The following is a 22,854-nucleotide window of genomic DNA, read 5'->3' as shown; positions in this document are numbered from 1 at the left end:
TGGCACAGCGGGCGCCGTCACGCCTCCCAGACGGCGGCGGCCGTACGGTCGTCGGCGTAGCCCTTGACCCGGACGCGGCTGTCGGCGAGGAATTCGGCGAGGCCGGGCGGGGTGCGGCCGGCCCATCGCCGCGCGAGGAGTTCGCCCAGGTCGGGCTCGCTCAGCAGCGGTTCGGCGAGACCCGCGGTGCACATCAGGAGCACATCACCCGGGTGGGCTACGGAGGCGCGGAAGCGGAACGGCTCGCGAGGTGGCTCGGCGAGCCGTTCGTCGTACGGGCCGGGGGATGTGGTGATGCCGAGGTCCATGGTGAGCCGGTCGTCCCCGGGCACCTCGCTCGACGGGGCGCCCGCCGTCTCGCTCGGCCGTCCGATCGGTGGTGAGCCGAAGCCGACGACGGGCTCGCCCGTGACGGCGCCGGCGCTCGGTTCCATGTCCTGCCAGGTGCCGTTCCGCAGCCGGAGCAGTCCGCCCGGGCCGACGCCGAAGAACACCCGTGTACGGCACTCGGGATCGGCGGGCAGCAGCAGGCAGCGCAGGGTGGCCGCGTACTCGTCCGGGGCGAGGCCCTGCTCGGCGGCGCCGGCGCGCAACCTGCCGAGGCTGCGGTCGGTGAGTCGGTGCAGGCCGGACTTGAGGTCGCCGCGCCGGGCGGCTCGCAGATCCTCGGCCAGCCGGGCGTGGCTGCGGCCCACGGCCCGGCCGATCCACTGGCACACCTCGGCGGCGGCGCGGTGCGCCCCGGCGGTCGCGCGGGCACCGGTGGCCATCGCCACCAGGACGAGTGCCTGCTCCGCCGCGCCGAACCGGGCGACGAGCAGCGCGTCGCGGCGCGGGTCGCCCCGGTACCGCGCGGAGTCTCCCCGCACGGACACGGCCCGCAGGGTGCAGGTTCCGTACCGGGCGCCGTCCAGCACGGTGTCCGCCACCAGCCCGTCGAGCCCGTCCGGGTCGGCGGGCGGCAGCGCGGTGGGCTCGGCGTCGTAGGTGGGCGGTCCGGAACCGACGTAGTCGCGCGCGAAGGGTGAGGCCTCGCCGGTCTCGCCGGTGCCGTCCTGGGCCTGTGGGGGCAGGGGCCGCGGCGGCTGCGAGGGAAGGAACGGTGGCGGAAGCGGGGGCAGGTGGGGGGTGATCCTGGGCGGGGGCGGTGGTGCGCCGGGAGCCGACCGGGGGGCCGGGAGGGGCGTGGCGGGGGGCTCTGTGAGATCGGCGGGTCCGGTCCCGGAGGTGGTGCGGTCGTGCGGGCCCTGCCGGAACCCGGGCGGTGGCGAGGGCGGAAGCGGCGGCAGCGCTGACGGCAGGGGCGGGGGCGCGGGGTCTACTGGGTCTACGGGATGTACGGGGCCGGGTTGCTGCTCGTGCGGCGGTTCCCAAGGAACCCCCGCCCGGGGCTGGCCGGGAAACAGCGGGGACCGCGGAGAATGCGGAGAATCGCTGCCTGGGAGGCCTTCTTCGGCGTCCGGTGGGCGTGTCGGCCGTGCGGTACGGGGAGCGGGGACGGCGGGGGGATCCGCCGCCCACCAAGGGGGGTGGTCATCGGCCGGAGGTGGTTGCGGCGGTCGCGGCTCCTCGTCCGGGTCCTGGCCCGGCCGGCCGGCCACCGTCCCCGCTGCCGAGGCGAAGCGGTCGTCCAGGGAATCCGGCGCGGCCGTGGGACCGGTGTCGTCGGTGGAGTCGTCGTACAACTGCCCCCACCAGTCGTCGTCATGACCGGTGGGCCTTCCCCCCTGCTGACTCATGCTCCTGATTGTCCACCGAGGGCGCCGTATGAAAACGGGGCATCCGGAAAATCCGGCGCACCGGCGCGCGCCGGACGGCGTGTCGGGTGACGCGTCGAACAGTGCTGCGACGTGGGGTGGCCGAGCGGTCCCACCCCCCACGGGAGAACCGCCCGGCGACGCCACATTGGCAGAGTGACCAGCGGTACGGCGATGATGTCCGAAGGCGGGTTTCCGCCGTGGCCGTTTCCCGCCACGGACGGTCGCGCGCGGGTGATGAGGAGCTTGGTCTCGGGGAGGGACGACACCTGATGCTGGGAGTGCTGGGAGTGCTGGGGCTGGAGGACACGCACGAGTCGGCGTACCGGGCGTTGGTGTCCGTGGGCGCGGCGGACGTGCCCGATCTCGCCCGGCGGCTGGCGCTCGGCGAGCCGGCCACCGAGCGGGCGCTGCGCCGACTGGAGCAGAACGGGCTCGCGGCCCAGTCCTCGGCCCGGCCCGGCCGCTGGGTCGCCGCGCCGCCGGGGGTGGCGCTGGGCGCGCTGCTGACCCAGCAGCGGCACGAGCTGGAGAAGGCTGAGCTGGCGGCGGCGCTGCTGGCCGAGGAGTACCGGGCGGCGGCGGCCGAGCCCGCCGTGCACGACCTGGTGGAGGTGGTGACCGGCGCCGCGGCCGTCGCCCAGCGTTTCCTCCAGCTCCAGTTGGGGGCGAGCGAGGAGGTGTGCGCGCTGGTCACCGACAATCCGGTCGCCGTCACCGGCATGGAGAACGACGCGGAGGAACAGGCCATCGGACGCGGGGTCCGCTACCGGGTGGTGGTCGAGCGGTCGGTACTGGACCAGCCGAACGGCATCACGGAGCTGACCGCCGCGCTGGGCCGCGACGAGCAGGTGCGGGTGGTGGACCAGGTGCCCACCAAGCTGGTGGTCGCCGACCGGGCCCTCGCCCTGGTGCCGCTCACCGCGCGCTCCTCCGAGCCGGCCGCGCTGGTCGTACACGCCAGCGGCCTGCTGGAGCTGCTGTCGGGGCTGTTCGAGTCGGTGTGGCGGGGTGCGCTGCCGCTACGGCTCGGCGCGTCCGGCGTGAGCGAACACGACCCGGACGGACCCGACGGCACCGACCTGGAGATCCTCTCCCTGCTGCTGGCCGGCCTCACCGACGCGAGCGTCGCCAAGCAGCTCGACCTGGGTCTGCGGACCGTGCAGCGCCGGGTGAAGCGCCTGATGGAACTGACCGGGGTCACGACCCGGCTCCAGCTGGGCTGGCACGCGTACGAGCGGGACTGGGTGGCCCGCACACCCTGACCCGGCCCCCAGCCACCGCGTCCCTCCTTCGCCCGGCCATCTGCGGACCGCGCCCGACTCCGGCACCCTGGACAGATGGGAGCGTGGGACCTCCTGCTGGCCGGCCTGGTCGTTCTGCTCGGGCTGTGCGGCGTCCTGCTGCCCGGCATGCCCGGATCGTGGCTGGTGTGGGCCGGGGTGCTGTGGTGGGCCCTGAAGGATCCGCGGCCACTCGCGTGGGCCGTGCTCGTCGGCGCCACGATCGTCCTGCTGCTGTCCCGGGCGGTGCGCTGGTCGCTGCCACCCCGTCGCCTGCGCGGGGACGACGCCGCCAGCCGCGTCACGGCGTACGCGGGCGCGGGCGCCTTCCTCGGCTTCGTCCTGCTCCCCGTACTCGGGGCGATCCCCGGCTTCCTCGGCGGCATCTACCTCGCCGAGCGGCTGCGGCTCGGCCGGCACGGCGAGGCGATGGCGGCGCTGCGCACGGTGATGCGCGCGGGCGGCTCCAGTGTGCTGACGGAGTTGTTCGCCTGCCTGCTGATCACCGGGGCGTGGCTGGGGGCGGTGCTGGCCGGCTAGGCACAGCGCCCTCCAGGGCAAGGAGCCGTGTCTTGCGTTCCAGGCCGCCGGCGTATCCGGTCAGGGAGCCGTCCGCGCCGATCACCCGGTGGCAGGGGCGCAGGATCAGCAGCGGGTTGGCCCCGATCGCGCCGCCGACGGCGCGTACCGCGGGGCGGGAGGCCCCGATGCGCGCGGCGATCTCGCCGTACGTGGTGGTCGCCCCGTAGGGCACGGCGTCCAGGGCGTCCCACACGCGTTCCCGGAAGGCGGTGCCCTCGGCGCGCAGCGGCAGCCGGAACTCCGTCAGCTCACCGGCGAAGTAGGCGGCGAGCTGCTCCTCGGCCGCCCGGAAGGGGCCGGCGTCGTGCCGCCAGCCGTCCTGGACGCTCCGGCCGCCCTTCTGCCCGGGCACGGAGAGCGAGGTGAGCGCGCCGTCCGGTCCCGCGGTGAGGAGCAGCCGGCCGACGGGGCTGTCGGTCTCGGTCCAGTACGTCGTGGTCGTGATAGTGGTCGTCATCGGTGCTGCTCCCGTTCTCCCGCTGCGCGCAGGTGGTTCAGGGCGTACGAGCGCCAGGGGCGCCAGGTGTCGGGCACGGCCGGTCCGGGCGGGGCGACGTCCGGGTCGCCGAGGGCGCGGGTGCGGACGACGGCGGCCGTACGGGCGTCCAGGCCGGGCACGGCGAGCAGTGCGCGCTCGGCGTCCTCCCGGTCGGCGCCCGGGTCCAGTCGTACCGCGCCGTCGGCGAGGGCGGCGGTGAGTGCGCCCAGGGTGCCGTCCGGTTCGGCCCCGGCGAGGACGGCCGGTTCGGGGAAGAGGTGGGTGAGGGCGCCGCACGGCGTGTCCAGCCTCTTGCCGTACCGCCGCACCAGCCGCTCGGCCTCCGTCCGCCCGGCCAGGGCCCGGACGGCGAGTTCGTCGGGGTCGGCGGTGCCCGGCGAGCGCAGCCCGGGGCGGGCGGCGACCAGCGGGGCGAGCCGGGGGTCGGCGCCGAGCCGCTCGTCGACGGCGTACGGGTCGGCGTCGAGGTCGAACAGTCGCCGCAGCCGCTGGACGGAGGTGGTCAGGTCGCGGAGGTCGCTGAGGTGGAGGCGGGCGTCGAGCCAGCCGCCGCCGCTGGTGCGCGGGGCGCCCGGCCGCTCGTCGACGGCGACGATTCCGGTGCCGTACGGCAGGCGCAGGGTGCGCCGGTAGACGCGGCGGCCCGGCGGTCCGCTCACCTCCTCGACGCCCGTCACGGCCTCCCGCTGGAGCAGGTCGAAGACGGGCCCGGGCTGGTAGGGGCCTCGGTGGGCGAGCCGCAGCGGGATTCCGGCGGACGGGGTGGCGGCCCGCCGGGCTGCCACCCGGTCGCGGGCGGGAGCGGCGGCGCGCAGCGCGCTCGGGGTGGCCGCGTAGACGGCCCGGATCGTGTCGTTGAACTGCCGCACGCTGGCGAACCCCGCCGCGAACGCGATCTCGGTGACCGGGAGGCCGGTGGTCTGCAGCAGGACGCGCGCGGTGTGCGCCCGCTGTGCGCGGGCCAGGGCCACGGGTCCGGCGCCGAGCTCGGCGGTGAGTTGCCGCTGCACCTGGCGGGCGCTGTAGCCGAGCCGGCCGGCGAGTCCGGCGACGCCCTCGCGGTCGACGACGCCGTCGCCGATCAGCCGCATCGCCCTGCCGACGACGTCGGCACGGACGTTCCAGTCCGCCGAGCCGGGCACGGCGTCCGGACGGCACCGTCGGCAGGCCCGGAAGCCCGAGCCCTGCGCGGCGGCGGCCGTCGCGAAGAACCGCACGTTGCGCCGCTTCGGCGTGACCGCCGGGCAGCTGGGCCGGCAGTAGATGCCGGTCGTCTCGACGGCGAAGAAGAACGCGCCGTCGAACCGGGCGTCCCGGCTGCGCACGGCCTCGTACCTGCTGTCCTCGTGCCGCTTGTGCGGCTGCTCAGCCGCCTCGTGCCGCGCTCTCTCCCTCACGTGCTCCATCACGCTGTCCAGTCTCCGCCAGGCCGGGACACCGGGCTGGCGGAAATCGGACATCGCGTCGGTGGCCGTGACGGAGGTCGCGTCGGTGGCCGGCCGGGAGGGAGGAGAGGAGAGGGGAGGGAGAGGGCTGCCGCTACCGCACGCGGCCCCGCTTGGCCTCCATCGCCGCCTTGCCGATGGCGCCCCTGCGCTTCCACTCCTTCCGCAGCTCGGCCCGCATCCGGGCGTCGGTCTTGGCGATGATGCGCTGGTTCTCCCGCATGAGCTTGCGGTAGCTCTCCAGCCGCCGTACGGACAGCTCACCGGTGTCGATGGCGACGACGACGGCGCAGCCGGGCTCGCTCTCGTGGGCGCAGTCGTGGAACCGGCAGCCCCGGGCCAGCTCCTCGATCTCGGCGAACACCTGCCCGACCCCGGTGCTCGCGTCCCAGAGCCCGACGCCCCGCAGTCCGGGGGTGTCGATCAGTACTCCCCCGCCGGGCATCGCGAGGAGGTTGCGGGTGGTGGTGGTGTGCCGGCCCTTGCCGTCGACGTCGCGGACGGCCTGTACGTCCATGGTGTCCTCGCCGAGCAGTGCGTTGGCGAGGGTGGACTTGCCCGCGCCGGACTGCCCGAGCAGCACCGCCGTACCGCCGGCGACGACGGCGGCGAGGACGTCGAGCCCCTCCCCCTGCTCGGCGCTGACGGACAGCACCGGCACGCCGGGCGCGGCCGTCTCCACGTCCTGGACGAGGTGCGCCAGGGTCACCGGGTCGGGGACGAGGTCGGCCTTGGTGAGCACGACCAGGGGCTGCGCCCCGGACTCCCACGCGAGTGCGAGGAACCTTTCGACGCGGGCCAGTTCGAGTTCGGCCGCGAGCGACACGGCGACGATCGCGTGGTCGACGTTGGCCGCGAGGATCTGTCCCTCGGACCGCTTGGAGGAGGTGGAGCGCACGAACGCCGTACGGCGGGGCAGGTACGTGCGCACGTAGCGCGGGTTGCCGTCCGGTTCGACGGCGACCCAGTCGCCGGTGCAGACGACGCGCAGCGGGTCGTGCGGGGTGACGAAGGCGGTGTCGGCCCGCAGGACTCCGCCGGCGGTGACGACGTCGCACTGCCCGCGGTCGACGCGGACGACCCGGCCGGGCAGCAGCCCTTCGGCGGCGTGGGGAGCGAACGCGTCGGCCCACTCCTCGTCCCAGCCGTAGGGGGCGAGGACCTGCTGGGCGTCGGAAGGGGAGGACGTGTTGAGTGAAGCGTTGAACAAGGGGAGACCCTTCGAAGGGTGGCCCCGGCGGCGCGCTCTGCGCGGAAGTCGAGTGGGTGTCAGCCGGAGACCACAGGGGCGGGAACGATGAACTCCTGAATGCGGGCCGTGCCCGTCACCGTGACAGTCATCAACGTCCTCACCTCCTGCTTCTTCTCGACGAACTGACACCGTCCCCCAGAGAACCGCTGAACAGAACCGTAGCCCCACCCAGGGCGAGGCACCACCGATTAACGCCGGGACAGGTACGCGACCACAGTGAGTCAGGACCTCACCTGTTCCCTCCGTTCACGCCTTGCGCTTGTGCGGCAGGCCCCGCCCGGCTCGCATCAGGGCCTGGAGCGCTTGGTCGAGGCCGGCGTGCTCGGTGTCGGTGAGTTCGGAGGCCAGGGCCGAAAGGTCGGCCGCGAGGTCGGTGAGAGCGGCGTCTGCGACACGGCGGCCCTCTGCGGTGAGGGTGATCCGGAAGCTGCGGCGGTCACCGGCATCGAGGGTGCGTTCCACCAACCCGGCTTTCTCCAGGCGGTCCAGCCTCTTCGTCATCCCCGCTCGCGACATCATCAGCTCGGCGGAGAGAGCGGAAGGGCTCAGGGTGTACGGGGCGCCGATGCGCCGTAGCGTCGCAAGGACGTCGAAGTCGCCCTTGCCGATGCCGTGCCGCCCTACGGCGCGTTCCCCCACTGGGCCGATGACGTTCTCGGCGACGAACGCCAGCCGACCGATGGTCGCCAGCGCGGACACCTCCAGATCCGGCCGCTCCCGTCGCCAGTCCTCGACGATTCCGTCCATCGCGTTCGCATCACCTTCGCTCATGCCACGGAGTCTATTCACCGGACGATAGTTCGCTAGAGTACTGTCATCTAGTGAACTATCTTCGAGCGAAGGATTCGAGGAGACCCCTGTGCGAACTCTCATCCGTGATGTGCGCGTCTTCGACGGTGTGCGGGCCGTCGCGAGCGCCGATGTCCTCATCGACGGCGACAGCATCGCCGAACCGGACGGCCGCAGCGCGGACGTCGAACTCGACGGCGCGGGCAAGACCCTGCTCCCGGGGCTGATCGACGCGCACACGCACACCTTCGACGGCAGCCTCGCGCGGGCGCTGACCTACGGCGTGACCACTGAACTGGACATGTTCTGCCTGCCGTCGAACCTGCGGCGCCAGCGCAAACTGGCCGCCGAGCGCGATGACGTCGCGGACCTCCGCAGTGCCGGGGTCCTCGCCACTGCACCGGGTGGCCATCCGACGGGAGTCATGGCGGCGACAGCCACCATGCTGGACAACCCGCAGGACGCGGCCGGAGCGTTCGAGACGATCACCGAGCCCGCCCAGGCCGAGTCTTTCGTCGCGGCTCGGGTGGCCGAGGGCAGCGACTACCTGAAGGTCGTGATCGACGACGGGGCGCTGGCCGGGACACCGGTGCCCGCCCTCGGGCGGAACATCGCGACCGCCCTGGTCGACGCGGCCCGCACCGCTGGGCTGAAGACCATCGCGCACGCGTGCACCGCCAGGGAGACCGCGCTCGCGTTGGACGCGGGCGTCGACGGTCTGGCCCATGTCTGGGCCGACACCCCATCGGGTGACCCGGCCGCGGACGCCCTGGCAGCCAGGCTCGCCGACCAGGGTGTTTTCGTGGTGAGCACGCTCGCCTATTTCGAGTCCATCGGCGGCGAGAGCCCGGACCGCCTCGCGGGTGCCGCCCACGTGGCCGGCGTGCTGCGCCGGGCAGGCGTACCGCTGCTGGCCGGCACCGACGCCAACCCCTTCGCGCCCCGCAACGGCGACGGCCTGCACCGCGAGCTGGAACTGCTGGTCCACGCCGGTCTCTCCCCGCTCGAGGCACTGGCCGCCGGCACCAGCGTCACCGCCCGGCACTTCGGACTGCCCGACCGCGGCCGCGTCTCCCCCGGCCTCCGCGCCGACCTGCTCCTCGTCGACGGCGACCCGACCCGGGACATCACCGCCGTCCGCGCGGTCGCCGACGTCTGGCGCCGAGGCATCCGGCAGCGCGGTATCCGGCGATCCAGCTAGCGGCACCGGTCCTTGGCCCGCCGCAGCGCCCCGACACACCCTCCATGTCTCCCTGGAGCACCTTCATGTCCGTACAGCCCATACTCAAATCCCCGCCCCGCGCCGGGCGTCGCTCGTTCCAGCGGCTGATGCGCATCACGCTCACCTTGCAGTCGCTCACGATTCTGGTACAGGCGGTCACGGCCGGACTCCTGCTCGCCTCCGTCCCCGACGGCCGGGCGGTACACAGCATGCTGGCGGGAGCCGTACTGCTCTGCGTGCTGCTCAACCTCGGCGTCGCGATCCTGGCCTGGCGGCCGGGCGGCGGCTCGCCCCGTCTGATCCTCAAGAGCATTCCCATGCTGCTGTTCACGCTGGTCCAGATGGCGCTCGGCTACGCCCGCGTACGGGAACTCCATGTCCCGATCGGGGTGTTGATGTTCGGCGCGAGCACCATGCTGCTGATCCAGGCCTGGAACGGCGACCGGCCGGCCCGAGACGGTGAGGCGTCATGACCTTCACGAGACGGCGGACACTACGGCTCCTCGGGGGATCGGCCGTGGTGCTGCCCGCCCTCGGCCTGGGGCTGCCTGCTCTGAAAGCGGCCGTCGTCGGCAAGGAGATCGACACGGTGGGCAAGGTCACCTTCGCCAACCGGGTCCAGGCACCCCCGCTCGCCCCGTCCCGGATCGACGGCGAGGGGAGACGGGTCTTCGAACTGGGAATCCGCGAGGGAAGAAAGGAGTTCATCGCGGGCAGGCGGTCGCCGACCTGGGGAGTCAACGGCGACTACCTCGGCCCGACACTGCGCGCCAAGCGCGGTGAGACCGTGCTGTTCAATGTGGCCAACGACGTGAACGAGGCGACCTCGCTGCACTGGCACGGCATGCACCTGCCGCCCACGATGGACGGCGGACCGCACCAGATGATCGAGCAGGGAGCTACCTGGTCGCCGACCTGGACGATCGACCAGCCCGCCGCCTCGCTCTGGTACCACCCGCACCCGCACGGAAAGACCGCCCAACACCTCTACCGCGGTGTGGCCGGCATGTTCCTCATCGACGATGACGACGCGGCCGGATCGCTTCCCCACCAATACGGCGTCGACGACATTCCGGTCATCGTTCAGGACCGGCGGTTCGTCGACGGCCGACTGGACCTGAACGAGCAAATGGCGGGCACCACCGGCTTCCTCGGTGACGAACTGCTGGTCAACGGTGTACACGGGCCCTACCTGGAGGTCTTCACCGAGAGGATACGCCTGCGTCTGCTGAACGGCTCCAACGCACGCGTCTACAACTTCCACTTCGCCGACGACCGCAGGTTCCAACAGATCGCCTCCGACGGCGGACTGCTGCCGGCCCCCCATACCACCGACCGGGTACAACTCTCGCCGGGCGAGCGCGCCGAGATCGTGGTCGAGGTCAGAGCCGGTGAACGCCTGGTGCTGCGCAGCGACTCCCCGGCCACCGGCAGCGGCTTCGTCCAGCGGGACGGCGGATCCGACCGCTTCGACGTACTCCAACTGCGGGCGGCGTCCACGCTGGCCACCTCACCCCGCGTCCCGGCGCGGCTCGCGCACGTCCCCCGGATCGCGGCGGCCTCGGCCACCAGGACCCGGTCGTTCGAACTGGCCGAGCACCGGATCAACGGCAGGCAGATGCGGATGGACCGCATCGATGCCGTCGTGCGCAAGGACACCGCTGAGATCTGGGAGGTACACAGCGGCGACGGCACCCTGCACAGCTTTCATGTACACGACGTCCAGTTCCAGGTCCTGTCGGTCAATGGACAGCAGCCGCACCCGGGACTGTCCGGGTGGAAGGACACGGTCCTCCTGCCTCCCGGTACGGCGATGCGCCTCATCATGCGCTTCACCGACCACTCGGACCCGAAAACCCCGTACATGTTCCACTGCCACATGCTGTACCACGAGGACCAGGGAATGATGGGCCAGTTCGTGGTCCTGGGGCCTGGGCAGAGGATGGGCCGGCCCCCACAACTCCCCACTCCCGAAGAACACGCACACCACAACTGAGATACGCCCGGCTCCCCGCCCACCGACAGCCCGTCAGGGACCGCCCCTGGGTGCCTCGGTCTCACAGCTGCTCCATCAGGAGCAGGATGGAGCGGAAGCGGCACTGGTCGGCCCAGCCGTCCAGTGATCGTCGGCGGGGCAAGCAGGCCAGGCGGATGTCGGTGACGCCTCAACAGGAAGGCGTGAACGAGGCTGGTGACTCATGTGGTGCTTACGGAGCGGCCCCGGCTGCCGGGCAGGCGTCGACGGGGCCCAGGGAGACGATGTCCGCCAGACGCACCGTCACCTCGCCCGTGTCCGTCTTGAGTACCAGTCCGCCGTCGGTGACCCGCAGGGACTGCCCGCAGTGGGCGGCCGAGGAGGTCCGTACCAGCAGCCTCGGTCCCTCCTGGACCGGGCCGTACCACGTGAGCGCGACCGCTCCCACCAGCGCCGCGCCGCAGACAAGGGTCAGCAGCACGCCCAGTCGCAGCGCCCGCACGGCGCGCAGCGTCTCCACGTGCTCTCCCGCCCGGAGCCGGGCGGCGGCCGCTGTGGTGTCCGACGCGAGGGAGACCATGACGGGCGCGCCGTGGGCCGCGCGCAGCAGCAGGAGGGCGCCGGCCGTGCCGCACACCAGGGAGAGCAGGAGCGTTCCGCCGACCAACGCTCCGTAGGGCGCGGCGAGTTTGCTGACGTCGGTACGCCCCTTGATCAGGCCGAAGCCGAGCAGTCCGACGAAGAGGCCGGCCAGTCCGTGCCGCCAGGCGTACGCGGCCTCCCGGACGCGGGGCAGTTCGGCGGCCAGCAGGTCCAGGGTCCGGCGGGCCGCCTCTCGGTCCGCGGGCGTCGCCGGGGGCCCGGGCACGACGCGCCGGCCGGTCGTCACCTCTGCTCCAGCCGTACGTTCCAGTAGGCGCCGCAGCCGGTCTCGTCCGCCGGGCGGCCGGGATGCGCGGTCTCGCAGGTGCAGATGACCGGGATGCCGTCCGCGCGGTGCGACGGCCCTCGGTACGCGCGACGGACGTGGAGGTAGGTGCACGCGCACCCGCACCGCGGGCACCGCCCGCTGAGCACCACCGTCTCCTGGTTGACCGGCACGACGTCCAGGGCCTCCGCGTACGTCGCCGCGTAGTCGGACCGCGTCGTCTCCCGGTACGCGACGGGCTCCCGGGCGGCGCCCACCGGTGACCCGGTCGCGGCCGAACCCGGCCGGGCGGGACCGGACGGGTCGGTGCCCGTGTGCGCGTCCGTGTCCGTCATGTGTGCCTCCTCGCACCACCACCTGCTTGTCGGACGCCGTTGGCCCGATGTCCTGGCCAGGACACCACGGGACGTGCCGCGTTGGCGGGCCTCGACCGGTAAACGCCCGGTTGGGACGGAGAGTGGTCGGCTACCGGGCGGGAAGCGGTCGATCTCCGGTCGCCCGGCGGGCGCCTCTCGCCAACCGGCCGTGCCTGAAGGCGTCAACGGGCATGATGAGTACGGGAGGGAGAGCTGGATGGACGACGCCTCGCACGATGCCTCGCTCGACGCCTTGCACCACACCTCGCATCACACCTCGCACCACGCCTCGCATGACGCTCACGCTCCGCGCCACTCGGCCGACTCACCGGCCGACTCACCGGCCGGCGTCTCCGCACGGGCCGACTCCGTCCTGGCCGGGACGGCGGACTGTGTCGTCCCCTTCCGTGCCGACGAGCACAGCGGTCCGAGCGGCCCGGAGCTGGACGCCCGCGTCGACGAGGTCGCCCTGCTCGTCGACGAGTCGGGCGAGACGCCCGGTCGGGAGACGCTCCGGGCCCGGCTCAGGGCACGGCTCGGGACACTGGTCGCCACGCGGTTCGTCCTCGGACAGCGGCCCGAGGACCGCCTCCGGGCACGCGAACTGCTCCAGGAGGCGCGCGAGTCGGAGCTGCTCGACGCGGCGGGCCGTGACACCGCGCGCCGCGATCTCGTACGCCTGCTGGGGTCCCGGCTGGTGCGGCTGGACGCGACGGTGCGTCAGGCGGGGGTCGACACCACGGACGGCCTCCGCCTCGACGACGTGCGCATGGCCATGGAGATCGGCAGACCCGAGACACAAGGCGGCTCCGGTATCCCGGAGGACTTCCATCTGCTGGTCCAACTGCTTCTGGCGAACGACTCGGTGAACCTGAGTTCCGAGCAGCGGGAACATCTCCTCCTCCTGAACACCGCCACGGAGGCGATGCGGCGCAACGACATGCACGGTGTGATCGCCTCGGCCGAGCGGCTGATGCGGTCCGGCCGGTACGAGGGCTCCTTCCTGCCTCGGATGCTGAACTCCGTGCTGCCCACCCTGCTGTCGGTGCTGCCCGACGACTCCCCGGCGGACGTGGAGGAACAGGCCACGGACCCGGAGGGCGGCTTGGACGCCTTGTGGGAGCTCCTGGCCCTGACCGAGGTACAGGACCCCGGAACACTGGACCCCGCGGAGGTGCCCAAGCTCATCGACGTCCTGGCGGGCCGCGAGGACGCCGGGCCGGGCCGCCCCACGCTGTCCGCCCGGATGATCGCGGCCATGTCCCACATCGCCCAGGCCACCCGCACCGGCGACATGACCGGCATGAACGCCGGGCTGAAACTCGTGCACGAGGCCTTCGTGGCCGAGGAGTTCGACGCGGGCCAGCTCGCCGACTGGCTGCCGGGTGTCATGGCCGGCATGCTCGCCGGCGCCTCCATGACCGGAGGCAGCCTCCAGGACGAGGACCTGGCCGACGCCATTCTGCGCGACCTCGAGCGGGCCGACGCTCCCCAGAGCGGCAGACTGGCGATCAGCCTGCGCGCGTGCGGCCGGATCGCACGGCTGCAGATCGCCCTGACCCAGGCGTTGGACAGCGGTGACGGCGACGCCGTCGAGTCCGTGCTGCTCGACCTCCAGGAGATGGAGGACTCGCTCGCCGGCGCGGAGGAGTGGGTGACGGTGGGGTACTCGTTCCTGCTCGGCTCGGCGTACCTGGCGATGGCGCTGCGCAGCAGGACGACGGAGGACGTCCGCACGGCCGTGCACCACTTCGAGCAGGTCATGACGGAGTCGGTGGAGATCCCCGCCCTGCGGAAACTGCTGGACGCCTCCTGGGCACCTCTGCTGGCGCTCACCGCGCAGCTGGACAAGGACCCCGGCCGCCTCGCCGTGGGGATCGAGCGCACCCGGTCCACTCTTGAAGGCCCGGGAGTGACCTTCGACTTCGAGTCCCGCGTACGGAGGGTGCTCGCCCTCGCCCTGGGAACGCTGTACGAGCTCACCGGTGACCCGGCCGCCCTGGACGAGGCCGTGGCGGAGCTGCGGCTGGCCCGGTCGGCGCTGCGGCCGGACGCCCCGGGCAACGCCTCCGTGCACGGGTCGCTGGCGGAGACCCTGGCCGCCCGGGCGGGCGCCCGGCCCGGTACGCCCGAGGCCACCGAGGACCTGCGTGCCGCCGTGGGCGCCGCGCGGGACGCGCTGCGGGCCACGGCGGACGACGTGCTGTTGCAGGCGGGGGTGCGCCACGGCCTGCGGATGGCCCGGCAGGACGCCGACCGGGGACGTACGGCGGCCCTGTGGGCGCTGCGGATCGGGGACCCGGAGGAGGCGGTCGGCTGTCTGGAGGCCGGCCGCTCGCTGGTGCTCCGGGCCGCCGCGGTGTCCTTGGGCGTCGCCGACCGGCTGGCCGCGCTGGGCGCGCCGGAACTCGCGGAACGCTGGCGGACCACCGCGCCGGTGGGCGAGGTCCCGGCCGCCGGCGGGGTGGCCCGCTCCGCGCTCGACGAGCTGCTGTCCGGATCATCCGGCGGGCCCGCGCTCCCGGGCGACCTGCGGCGCGAGTCGCTGGCCCTGCTGCGCGGCCGGGAGCGGCCGGCCGACGAACCGTCGGCCGAGACGGTGGCCGCCCTGCGCGCCGGTCTGGCGCGGTCCGGGGTCGACGCCCTGGTCCATCTGCTGCCGGGTTCGGGGGCCGAGGACGGCGCGCTGCTTCTCGTCACCCCGGACGGGCCGGTCGGCGTGGTCCGGTCGCCCGAACTGTCCGTGGCCGGCCGGGCCCCGGTGACGGACTTCCTGGCGGCCGGGGCGGCCCGGCAGCGGCTGGAGTCGGCCGACGGCGAGGTGTCGCCCCAGGAACTCGACCGGGCGGACCGGGCGTGGTCGGCGGCGCTCACCGCGCTGTGCGACTGGGCCGGTGGTGTGGTGGGTCCGGTCCTGGACCGCCTCGGCCTGTGGGGGCGGGCCCTGCGCGAATCCGGGCTCGTCCGACACCCGGTGGACTCCGAGGACACACACTCCTCCACCGCCTCGGAAAGCGCGTCCGAGGCCGCCGTACGGCTGGTGCTGGTGCCCTGCGGCGAGCTGGGCGTGGTGCCGTGGCAGGCGGCCGTGCTGCGACCGCCGGCCGGCGCCGGCGGCCCAGATCCGGTGCGGCTGTGCGAGGTCGCGGTGGTCTCGCACGCGGCCTCGGGGCGTGAGTTCCTCCGTGCGTCGGCACGGCGGCGGATGCGCCCGGCCGAGCGGCCCGCCCTGGTCTTCCACGGGCACGACCTGATGTGGGCGGAGGAGGAAGTCGAGGTCCTCCAGGAGCGGTACTACCCGGACGCCGGGCACTTCACCGAGTCGTACGGCACCACCCCCACTCCGGAGACGGTGCTGGGGCTGCTGGGCGCGCGGGACGGCGCCCCCGCCTCGCTGGTGCACCTCGCCTGCCACGGGCTGGCCGGGCCGGACCCGACCGCCTCCGCGCTGCGGCTGGCCCCGCCCGCGGCGGCCGCGGCGGACGGGGCCGTCAGCGCCGACCTCACGCTCAGCACCCTGCTGGACACCCCGTCCGGCGACGCCTCACCGCGGACACGGGGTCCGCTGGTGGTGTGCAGCGCGTGCGAGACGGACCTCACCACCCGCGACCACGACGAGGCCCTGACGGTGACCTCGGTCCTGGTCCACCGGCTCGCGGCCGACGCCATCGGCTCCCGGTGGCGGGTCCCCGACGGCAGCTCCGAGATCCTCATGCTGGTCCTGCACGACCGGCTCGCGGCAGGACTCGCGCCGCCGGACGCCCTGCGGGCCGCGCAGCGCTGGATGATCACCCCGCCGGATCTGCGCCCCGCGGTGACCGGACTGGCGGACGTCTCCGGCTACCGGCTCCGCCAGGACTTCCGCGACCGGCCCGAGACCTGGGCCGCCTTCGTCCACCAGGGCAATCCCGCCCCGGCCGCACCGCCCGAGACCGCCCAGGGGGGATCCAGGTAAACCCGACCGACCTGCTCCTGTCACTGAAGGAGAACGCCCGCCTGTTGTCCGGCGAACTCGACGAGGAGGCCCGTCAGAAGGTCGTCTCGGCGCTGCGCCTGCTGTACGACGAGGCCGTCGCCGGCCGGGTGCCGGGCGCGGCCCGCGCGCTGCGCCGGCTGATGCGCGCACTGGCCGTGCTCCCGCCCGGCCATCCCGTCGCGGAGCATCTCGACGGTCGGCGGTACGCGGCCGAGGCCCCCGGCGTCCCGTCCGTCCCGTCCGCCGCGCTCGTGGCGGACCTCATCGGTCTCCTTGGCGAAGCTCCGGCCGGGCCGGACGAGTTGCGGCGCGCCGCCCGTACACGTCTGCTCGCCGCCCCGGCCCTGTCGCCGCGGGAGCACGCGGGCCTGCTGGCCCGGGTGCCGGACGGCGGGCCGGAGCCGCCCGGGGTGATCCGGCTCAACGATCCGGGCAGCGGGCCGCGTTATCCACGTTTCCAGTTCCGGCCGGGCACGGCGGAACCGCTGCCGGTCGTGCGGCGGATCAACGAGCTGCTGCGGGCCGACCGGGACCCCTGGGGCGCCGCCGACTGGTGGCTGGGCGGCAACGCGTGGCTGCGCGGGGTTCCGGCGGAGCTGCTCGGCACCCTCCCCGACGAGGACTTGGTGGCGGCCGCCGCCGAACTGGTGGAGGCACACTGATGGGCGGCCAGATTCCTCCCGAGGGCATGCCGATGGAGCCGGTGTTCACCGAGCTCACGGCGGGATCCCTGCTCTGGCGCTGTCACGAGACCCAGTACGGCGTGGGGCAGTACAACCCGCGCACGGCGCACGAGTACTTCAAGGGAAGCCGGTTCGACCCCACGGACAAGGATCCTTACCCGTACCTGTACGCCGCGCTCGACCCGGTGACGGCGCTCGCGGAGGTGCTGCTCAGGTCCGTGGAGTTCGACGACCGGGCGGCCGTCCGGCAGGTGCCGTGGGCGCAGGCCTCCCGGTACCTGCTCTCGGCGGTCCGTACGGTCTCGGACGTGACGCTGGTCGACCTCACCACCGCGGAGGGCCTGGCGGCGGTGTGGCAGGACGACTGGCTGGTGACCAGCATGGAGTACGCGCAGACCCGGTACTGGGTCCGGCTGATACGGGAGCACAGCCCGGAGGCGCAGGGGCTGTACTGGACGTCCAAGCGCTGCATGCCGCGGCGGGCCCTGCATCTGTTCGGCGACCGGTGTCCCGAGCCGCTTTTCGCGTCCCGGCCGGAGGAGTGCTACCGGTTGGACTCCCCCGCCGGCCTGACGGAGGTCAACCGACTGCTGGGCCCGCTGCGGGCGGTGATCTCGGAGCCGGAGTTCTGACCGGCCGGAGTTCCGACCGGCCGTCGACTCAGCCTCGATCCCGCTCCCGATCCCGCTCCCCGCTCCCGGCTCCCGGCTCCCGGCTCCCGGCTCCCGGCTCCCGGCTCCCGGCTCCCGGCCCCGACGATGCTCTGGGGCCGGAGGCCGGAAGCGCCCTCGGTCAGCGCCGGGCGGTGGTCGGCAGCAGCGGCCAGGTGTCGGCCAGTTTCATGGCCGCCTCCGTCACCGCGGCGTCGCCGGATTCGTTGACCAGGCCGTTGAGATAGGCCGCCGCCGCCGCGTCGTAGAGCGCGTGCACGGCGCGGATCCGCTGCTCCGTCGCCTGCCGGCGGTCCTCCCCGCGGGCCTCGGCCGTGCTCTGCGCGGCCCGTGCCCGCTCCGTCGCCGCGACGCTCTCCTCGCGGCGCCGCAGGAGCGCGGCCCGGCGTTCCAGCGCCGTCCGGTAGGCGTCGAGGAAGGGGTGTTCGCGGAAGAGCCCCAGGAGGAAGCCGATCCCGCCGGACAGCAGCAGGAGGGCGCAGAACATCGCGGTGACCGTCTGGGGCGCCAGGTCCAGGCGGTCCAGCAGGGTGGCGGTCGTACCGGTGTCCGCGCCGGCGAAGCCCTCGGCCTCCGGCGGCAGGTCGGTCTCGCCCTCGCTCTGCGTCACGAACTTGGCGCGCAGGACGCCGAACAGGACGGTCAGCGCCACCCACACCCCCAGCAGGGTGAGGGACGGCAGCCACGAGGTGCGGACGGCCCCGGTCGTGGCACGCCAGCGCAGCATGCGTCCGGCGAGGTGGGGCAGCAGGACCATGACGAACGCGGCGGCCGCGGCCAGCGTGATGGTCTGGGTGTCGGCGTTGACGCTGCCCACCCCGTGGAACGGCTGGAACGCCGCCCAGTAGATGGGTGCCTCCACCAGCACGATCGCCAGGAGCGTCGCCCAGGTCATCCAGCCGGGCAGGCCGGGCCGTTTGGCCAGTCCCTCCCACGCGTCGGCGGTGATGTCCCCGACCGCGGTCCGCGCCCCGAGGTGCGGCACTCGCACCGGTGCCGGGCCGCCGTCACCGTCACCGTCACCGTCGGCGGGCCGGGGCGCCTCGCCCGTGCTGGGCACCGGCTGGAGGATGTCCGGTTCCTCGTCGGTACGGGTCTGCCGCGCCTGCGCGGGGACGGCCGCCGGCGACTCCGGCGACCGGCCCTCACCATCACCGTCGGCGCCGTCGCCCGCGCGGCGGGGCGTCGGTACGGCGGGGAAGGTCTGCTCCATCCACCGGGCTTCCAGCCTGGCGCGGATGGCGTCCCGGAAGCGGTTCCAGCGATTGGTGCGCCGGGCGAGGATGTCCAGTTGGTCCTTGGCGGTGTCGATCTGCGCCGCGGCCTCGCGCAGGCGTTGGTCGATCAGCAGGGTGTCGGCGGTGCACTTGGTCACCTCGGACACGGCTCGGGCGTCGAGGAGCTTCTCCCGCTCCTCGGTGAGCCCCGCCTGTTCACTGATCCGCCCGATCACCCGGTCCCGCACGGAGGCGAGTTCGGCGAAGTAGGCGGGCCGGCCCTCGCCCCGCAGGACCCAGGGGTCCAGCACCTTCCGCTTGGCCGCCTTGCGGCCCATGGCGCCCGCGGCCCGCAGCAGTTGCCGCTCGGCCCGGTCGTCGAGGACGGCGGAACCGTCGTACCGCGCTACGGGCACGCCGCCGCGGGCGCGGACACCGCGCTGCCCGTCCGCCCTGCGGGGTGCCGGCAGGCTCAGCCGGCCGCGCCGCTGGCGGCGCGGCTCACCGGTATTCGTTGTGGACATCGGCCTTCGCCCTTTCTTCCAGGACCTCCATCCAGAACGCCTCGAACCCCTCGAACTCGCTGGCCCGGTCGCCGTACTTCATGCCGAAGCCGACGGGATAGACGTCCATCCCGTTGATGGCGGGCAGACCGCGCCCCTTGACCAGGGAGGAGATGGCCTTGTCGCGCCCGGCCTCGGTCGTGAGGTCGGCGTCGCCGATCGAGAACTCGGGGTCGGACTGCTCGAAGTCGCTCACCACGAGCAGCTTGGCCTTCGGGCCGTCCGAGGGCATCACCGAGGCGATGCGGTCCAGCGCGCCCCACACGTCGGAGCCGGGGCGCTCCTTCATGGCGCACTCCAGTTCCTTGAGCGCCTGGCCGGCGGCGCCGGCGCGGGCCTCGCGCCGCTGGCTCTCCTGATCCGTCGTCTCGTCGTGCGGCGGGTCGAGGTCGACCCGGTCCACCTTGCAGGAGGAGATCTGGGAGGTGTACGTGATGGGGGCGAAGTCGACGGTGCCGCACTTCTGTTCCTTGAGGAACGGCAGCAGTTCGTCCTTCAGCTTCGCCTCCGCGTCGAAGCCGTTCTTCGTCGCGGCCGCCGAGCCCGAACCGTCGACGACCACTCCGCAGGGTGTGGTGAGCGCCTCGGACTGCGAGGTGCAGGAGGCCAGGGCGGCGACCAGGGCGGCCGCCGGTATCAGGGCGAGCGGCCGGCCCCTGCGGGGTGGCCGGGGCCGCACAAGTGCTGAGGAGTGCACGGTGACCTTCCTTGTGAAGGGGGAACTCATCCCCTGCTGCCTGTTCCGCGCGGCGCGCCGGCCCCGGTGGCCTGGCTGTCGAGGATGGCCAGGGCCTGCGCGACCACCGCCGGGTCGCCGCCCGCCCGGGCCGTTCCGGCTCCGTACCAGCGGTCGGACAGCAGGCCGTCGTCGATCCGGTGCCAGGTGGCGTCCAGTTCGATCCGGCCCGGCAGCCAGCCGGTCGGGCGCAGCTCCGGGATCTCACGGGTACGGCGGGCGCGTGTCCAGGCCGCGTCCCAGTAGCAGGTCAGCAGGTGGTTCGCCTCGTCGACGAGGCCTTGGGCGCGGGACCGGCAGACGGCCGCAGAGTTGCGCCAGGTGCCGACCGATCTGCCGTAGCGGGCGAGGGCGGCGGGTGCTGGTTCGCCGCGCTTCGTGTACTGGGTGACGACCCGGACGGACTCCGCCTGGATCTGTTCGCTCAGTCCGCGGTTGCCGAGCAGCATGCGCGAGCGCAGCCGGGTGGTGCTGCGGACCACCTGAGCGCGCACGCCCAGGACGTAGGGCGGCAGGCCGTCCGTGGAGGGGTGCCGCCCCTCTCCGATCTCCGTCAGCACGTCCAGGAGTCCCGGTGCGTCGCGTCGGCCGTGGCCGCGGGCGACGGCCGTCGAGACGATTCCGATTCTCAGTCTTCGGGCGGTTCCGCCCGTGCGGCCGGAATTGATCATTTGAGCTACCCCCATTCCCGTGCGATCTCCGTGGAGATCGTGGCGCGGTGACGGAGAGAGTAGCGGAAACGATCGCCTCCGGAGACGTGAAATCAGAGGGGGAATGGACCATTCCGGCGGCCCTCCGGAAAACAACCGGATTCCGTCCGGTATCCGGCCGGACGGAGGCGGGAACGCGATTGCGGGCCGGATCCGGAGCCCTCCATACTCGCGGTCAGCACCCCGAGGAGGAGCGGTCATGGACGTCCGGATCGGCGGGACCCACTTCCCCCTGGAGACACTGGGGCCGGGCAGGCGTCTCGGCGTCTGGTTCCAGGGCTGCTCGCTGGCGTGCGCGGGCTGCATGTCCCGGCACACATGGGATGCCCGTGGGGGGACGCGCGTATCCGTTTCCGCGCTGCTGGAGTTGTGGGGGGAGGCGTTGGAAAGGGGTGCGGAGGGGCTCACGGTCAGTGGCGGTGAGCCCCTCCAGCAGCCGGACGCGCTGGCCGGGTTGCTGGCCGGCGCGGCCGGTCTGCGGGACGAGGCGGCGGGCGGCGCGGCCGCCGGGGGGACCGACGGGGCCGATCTGCTGGTGTACACGGGGTACGAGCCCGACGAGCTGACAGAGCGTCAGGACGCGGCGCTACGACACTCGGACGCGGTGATCACCGGACGGTTCCGGGTGGCCGAGCCGACGGGCCTGGTGTGGCGGGGCTCCGCCAACCAGCGCATCCGGCCGCGCACGCCCCGGGGCGTCGCCCGCTACGCGCCGCACCAGGACCGGGAGAGCACCGGCGCCCGCCTCCAGGCGGTGGTCGGCACCGGGGCCGCCGTGGGCCTACGGCTCTACGGGGTGCCGTTGCGCGGCGAACTGGCCCAGCTGGAGCGGCGGTCGAAGGAGGCGGGAGTGTCGCTCAGCGATCCGAGCTGGCGGCCCTGAGGACGTCGGCGTGGTCCGGCCTGCGCGTCACGAGACGCACCGACCAGGTGGTGTCCTCGCGCAGTTCGCGCCGGACGGCCCACAGCAGCCAGCGGGCGGCGACCAGGGCGGGCAGGCCGCCGCGCCCCGCGCCGATCAGGGGGAAGCAGATGGTGGACAGGGGCAGGGAGAGGGCCGCGCGCTCCTCCCGGGCGAGCGCGAACGAGGCCTGCACGGCCTCGGCCAGTGCGGCGGGTGCGACGTGGTAGCGGTCACCGTCTTCCACGGGGGTGGAGACGGCGGCGTGGTGGATACGTCGTACGCCGTGCGCGGCGAGAGCGCCCGGGGAGGTGGCGACCACGGTGCCGGGCCGCACCGGCAGGCCGGCCCGGCCGTGGCTGCGGAGCCAGGTGCCCAACTCGCGCGGCAGGACGTCGTCGACGATCTCCCCGGCGGTGTTGCGGGTGGCGGCGGCCCTGCGCAGCGCGCCGGAGACGGTCGGCCGGAAGATCTTGGACATCTCGAGGTAGACGTTCTCCGAGGAGACCAGGATGTCCGCGTCCCGTACCAGTTCTATCGGGCAGACCCGGATGTCGATCCGGGCGGTCACGTGCGCGGGCACCGGGGCGGCGGGCGGTGGATCGGCGAGCAGGAGGAAAGCGTGTGTCGCGGGTGCGGTCCGCGACGCGGTGCCACCCGCCGTGACGTGCCGGCCCTCGCCGTTCGGGACGCTCGGGCCGTTCGGGAGGCCCTGACCGTTCGGGAGGCCCTGACCGTCCGGGAGGCCCTGACCGTCCGGGAGGCCCTGACCGTCCGGACCACCGCCGTTCGCGCCGCTCCGGCCGTTCGGGCCCGGCCTCGCCGTGGCTTCCCGGGTCAACGCCAGTGCGGCGGTGGCCAGTTCGGCGAACACCTCCAACTCGTAACTGCGCCGGAACCGTTCGGTGCTCACTCCGTAGACGGCCGCCGCGGCCTTCCGCCGGTCGGCCGCGGGGACTCCGCGCCGGTCGGCGAACAGCCCGAAGGTGTGCGCGGCGGCGCGGGCCAGCGGATCGCAGTCCGGCCCGTCGTGCAGTGGGCTGCCGCCCGTGAGACGGCGCACGGCCGCCCCCAGCAGCCGTTCGATGCCCTCCAGTTCGTCCTCCTCCCCGCCGCACAGCCCGGCCGCGAGAGCGGTGTCCCGCAGCGCTTCCCGGGCGCAGTGCCGGAGCCTGGGCAGTCCGGGCCGCCTGAGGGCCCTGAGTTCCTCGACGAGGCTGTGGTGCGGGGGAAGGGAGCGCATGCGGTGCATGGTAATCCTGGGGACGCGAGAAGAGACCGGACCGGAGTGCGCCCCCTGTATGCGCCG

At 73.6% G+C, this 22,854-nt stretch carries 20 protein-coding genes; 9 read left to right on the top strand and 11 right to left on the bottom strand.

The genetic code is table 11. The features are described from left to right. Window positions 1-17 precede the first annotated feature (17 nt). A complete protein-coding gene (locus QC283_RS28590) occupies window positions 18-1,739 on the bottom strand; it encodes a protein phosphatase 2C domain-containing protein (protein WP_279564592.1) in 1,722 nt (573 codons plus the stop codon). A 299-nt stretch (window positions 1,740-2,038) separates the two neighbouring features. Here QC283_RS28590 and QC283_RS28585 point away from each other — a divergent pair, with 299 nt between their 5' ends. Next, window positions 2,039-3,022 carry a helix-turn-helix transcriptional regulator gene (locus tag QC283_RS28585; protein WP_279564634.1) on the top strand — a complete coding sequence of 328 codons (984 nt, stop codon included), beginning with the start codon at window positions 2,039-2,041 and terminating at the stop codon, window positions 3,020-3,022. 75 nt (window positions 3,023-3,097) lie between these two features. Beyond that, entirely contained in the window at window positions 3,098-3,580 is a 483-nt protein-coding gene (locus QC283_RS28580) for a DUF456 domain-containing protein (RefSeq protein ID WP_279564591.1), read from the top strand. On the opposite strand, the gene QC283_RS28575 is transcribed toward QC283_RS28580, so the two are convergent. From QC283_RS28575 to QC283_RS28560, 4 genes are all read right to left on the bottom strand, one after another. Then, window positions 3,543-4,079, bottom strand: coding sequence for a methylated-DNA--[protein]-cysteine S-methyltransferase (locus tag QC283_RS28575; protein WP_279564590.1), 537 nt, complete (start codon window positions 4,077-4,079; stop codon window positions 3,543-3,545). The genes QC283_RS28580 and QC283_RS28575 overlap by 38 nt on opposite strands. Further along, window positions 4,076-5,527 (bottom strand): DNA-3-methyladenine glycosylase 2 family protein, encoded by a 1,452-nt coding sequence (locus tag QC283_RS28570; RefSeq protein ID WP_279564633.1) that lies wholly within the window; start codon window positions 5,525-5,527, stop codon window positions 4,076-4,078. The genes QC283_RS28575 and QC283_RS28570 overlap by 4 nt, the downstream gene beginning before the upstream one ends. A 133-nt stretch (window positions 5,528-5,660) precedes the next feature. Next, entirely contained in the window at window positions 5,661-6,776 is a 1,116-nt protein-coding gene (gene rsgA / locus QC283_RS28565) for a ribosome small subunit-dependent GTPase A (RefSeq protein WP_279564589.1), read from the bottom strand. 288 nt (window positions 6,777-7,064) lie between these two features. Further along, complete coding sequence (locus QC283_RS28560; protein WP_279564588.1) at window positions 7,065-7,589, bottom strand: MarR family winged helix-turn-helix transcriptional regulator; 525 nt, start codon at window positions 7,587-7,589, stop codon at window positions 7,065-7,067. 88 nt (window positions 7,590-7,677) lie between these two features. Here QC283_RS28560 and QC283_RS28555 point away from each other — a divergent pair, with 88 nt between their 5' ends. From QC283_RS28555 to QC283_RS28545, 3 genes are all read left to right on the top strand, one after another. After that, window positions 7,678-8,808, top strand: coding sequence for an amidohydrolase family protein (locus QC283_RS28555; RefSeq protein ID WP_279564587.1), 1,131 nt, complete (start codon window positions 7,678-7,680; stop codon window positions 8,806-8,808). 65 nt (window positions 8,809-8,873) lie between these two features. Beyond that, entirely contained in the window at window positions 8,874-9,302 is a 429-nt protein-coding gene (locus tag QC283_RS28550; protein ID WP_279564586.1) for a hypothetical protein, read from the top strand. Next, on the top strand, window positions 9,299-10,825 hold the full coding sequence (locus QC283_RS28545; RefSeq protein WP_279564585.1) for a multicopper oxidase family protein: 1,527 nt from the start codon (window positions 9,299-9,301) through the stop codon (window positions 10,823-10,825). Before QC283_RS28550 ends, QC283_RS28545 begins: the two co-directional genes overlap by 4 nt. 211 nt (window positions 10,826-11,036) lie before the next feature. Here the strand turns inward: QC283_RS28545 and QC283_RS28540 are convergent, their stop codons facing one another. Then, on the bottom strand, window positions 11,037-11,693 hold the full coding sequence (locus QC283_RS28540; protein ID WP_279564584.1) for a hypothetical protein: 657 nt from the start codon (window positions 11,691-11,693) through the stop codon (window positions 11,037-11,039). Beyond that, complete coding sequence (locus QC283_RS28535) at window positions 11,690-12,067, bottom strand: hypothetical protein (protein WP_279564583.1); 378 nt, start codon at window positions 12,065-12,067, stop codon at window positions 11,690-11,692. Before QC283_RS28535 ends, QC283_RS28540 begins: the two co-directional genes overlap by 4 nt. Before the next feature lie 238 nt (window positions 12,068-12,305). Here QC283_RS28535 and QC283_RS28530 point away from each other — a divergent pair, with 238 nt between their 5' ends. Genes QC283_RS28530 through QC283_RS28520 form a run of 3 tightly spaced genes read left to right on the top strand, consistent with a single transcriptional unit; the run spans window position 12,306 to window position 17,379 of the window. Next, on the top strand, window positions 12,306-16,043 hold the full coding sequence (locus tag QC283_RS28530; RefSeq protein ID WP_279564582.1) for a CHAT domain-containing protein: 3,738 nt from the start codon (window positions 12,306-12,308) through the stop codon (window positions 16,041-16,043). A gap of 44 nt (window positions 16,044-16,087) precedes the next feature. Then, entirely contained in the window at window positions 16,088-16,726 is a 639-nt protein-coding gene (locus tag QC283_RS28525; protein WP_279564581.1) for a hypothetical protein, read from the top strand. Next, a complete protein-coding gene (locus tag QC283_RS28520; RefSeq protein WP_279564580.1) occupies window positions 16,726-17,379 on the top strand; it encodes an RES family NAD+ phosphorylase in 654 nt (217 codons plus the stop codon). The genes QC283_RS28525 and QC283_RS28520 overlap by 1 nt, the downstream gene beginning before the upstream one ends. A 160-nt stretch (window positions 17,380-17,539) precedes the next feature. Here QC283_RS28520 and QC283_RS28515 read toward each other — a convergent pair whose 3' ends face one another. From QC283_RS28515 to QC283_RS28505, 3 genes are read right to left on the bottom strand one after another with little or no spacing between them, the layout of a single operon-like run. After that, a complete protein-coding gene (locus QC283_RS28515) occupies window positions 17,540-19,159 on the bottom strand; it encodes a hypothetical protein (RefSeq protein ID WP_279564579.1) in 1,620 nt (539 codons plus the stop codon). Continuing rightward, a complete protein-coding gene (locus tag QC283_RS28510; RefSeq protein WP_279564578.1) occupies window positions 19,137-19,895 on the bottom strand; it encodes a hypothetical protein in 759 nt (252 codons plus the stop codon). Before QC283_RS28510 ends, QC283_RS28515 begins: the two co-directional genes overlap by 23 nt. 26 nt (window positions 19,896-19,921) lie before the next feature. Beyond that, window positions 19,922-20,605 (bottom strand): hypothetical protein, encoded by a 684-nt coding sequence (locus QC283_RS28505; protein WP_279564577.1) that lies wholly within the window; start codon window positions 20,603-20,605, stop codon window positions 19,922-19,924. 238 nt (window positions 20,606-20,843) lie between these two features. Here QC283_RS28505 and QC283_RS28500 point away from each other — a divergent pair, with 238 nt between their 5' ends. After that, complete coding sequence (locus QC283_RS28500) at window positions 20,844-21,527, top strand: 4Fe-4S single cluster domain-containing protein (protein ID WP_279564576.1); 684 nt, start codon at window positions 20,844-20,846, stop codon at window positions 21,525-21,527. On the opposite strand, the gene QC283_RS28495 is transcribed toward QC283_RS28500, so the two are convergent. Continuing rightward, window positions 21,502-22,788: a macro domain-containing protein gene (locus QC283_RS28495; protein WP_279564575.1), complete on the bottom strand. Its 1,287-nt coding sequence runs from the start codon at window positions 22,786-22,788 to the stop codon at window positions 21,502-21,504. The two genes, QC283_RS28500 and QC283_RS28495, sit on opposite strands and share 26 nt — an antisense overlap. Window positions 22,789-22,854 lie beyond the last annotated feature (66 nt).

Source organism: Streptomyces sp. DH41, from assembly GCF_029813785.1.
In the GTDB taxonomy this organism is placed as follows: Bacteria; Actinomycetota; Actinomycetes; order Streptomycetales; family Streptomycetaceae; genus Streptomyces.
The sequence above is the reverse complement of the archived record's forward strand: the minus strand, read 5'-3'. Positions and strand labels throughout refer to the sequence as shown.

Coding starts and splice junctions, on each gene's coding strand:
- QC283_RS28590 (WP_279564592.1), bottom strand. CDS start 1,739: ATGAGTCAGCAGGGGGGAAGGCCCACCGGTCATGACGACGACTGGTGG.
- QC283_RS28580 (WP_279564591.1), top strand. CDS start 3,098: ATGGGAGCGTGGGACCTCCTGCTGGCCGGCCTGGTCGTTCTGCTCGGG.
- QC283_RS28575 (WP_279564590.1), bottom strand. CDS start 4,079: ATGACGACCACTATCACGACCACGACGTACTGGACCGAGACCGACAGC.
- QC283_RS28570 (WP_279564633.1), bottom strand. CDS start 5,527: ATGGAGCACGTGAGGGAGAGAGCGCGGCACGAGGCGGCTGAGCAGCCG.
- QC283_RS28560 (WP_279564588.1), bottom strand. CDS start 7,589: ATGAGCGAAGGTGATGCGAACGCGATGGACGGAATCGTCGAGGACTGG.
- QC283_RS28550 (WP_279564586.1), top strand. CDS start 8,874: ATGTCCGTACAGCCCATACTCAAATCCCCGCCCCGCGCCGGGCGTCGC.
- QC283_RS28545 (WP_279564585.1), top strand. CDS start 9,299: ATGACCTTCACGAGACGGCGGACACTACGGCTCCTCGGGGGATCGGCC.
- QC283_RS28535 (WP_279564583.1), bottom strand. CDS start 12,067: ATGACGGACACGGACGCGCACACGGGCACCGACCCGTCCGGTCCCGCC.
- QC283_RS28530 (WP_279564582.1), top strand. CDS start 12,306: ATGGACGACGCCTCGCACGATGCCTCGCTCGACGCCTTGCACCACACC.
- QC283_RS28520 (WP_279564580.1), top strand. CDS start 16,726: ATGGGCGGCCAGATTCCTCCCGAGGGCATGCCGATGGAGCCGGTGTTC.
- QC283_RS28515 (WP_279564579.1), bottom strand. CDS start 19,159: ATGTCCACAACGAATACCGGTGAGCCGCGCCGCCAGCGGCGCGGCCGG.
- QC283_RS28505 (WP_279564577.1), bottom strand. CDS start 20,605: ATGATCAATTCCGGCCGCACGGGCGGAACCGCCCGAAGACTGAGAATC.
- QC283_RS28500 (WP_279564576.1), top strand. CDS start 20,844: ATGGACGTCCGGATCGGCGGGACCCACTTCCCCCTGGAGACACTGGGG.
- QC283_RS28495 (WP_279564575.1), bottom strand. CDS start 22,788: ATGCGCTCCCTTCCCCCGCACCACAGCCTCGTCGAGGAACTCAGGGCC.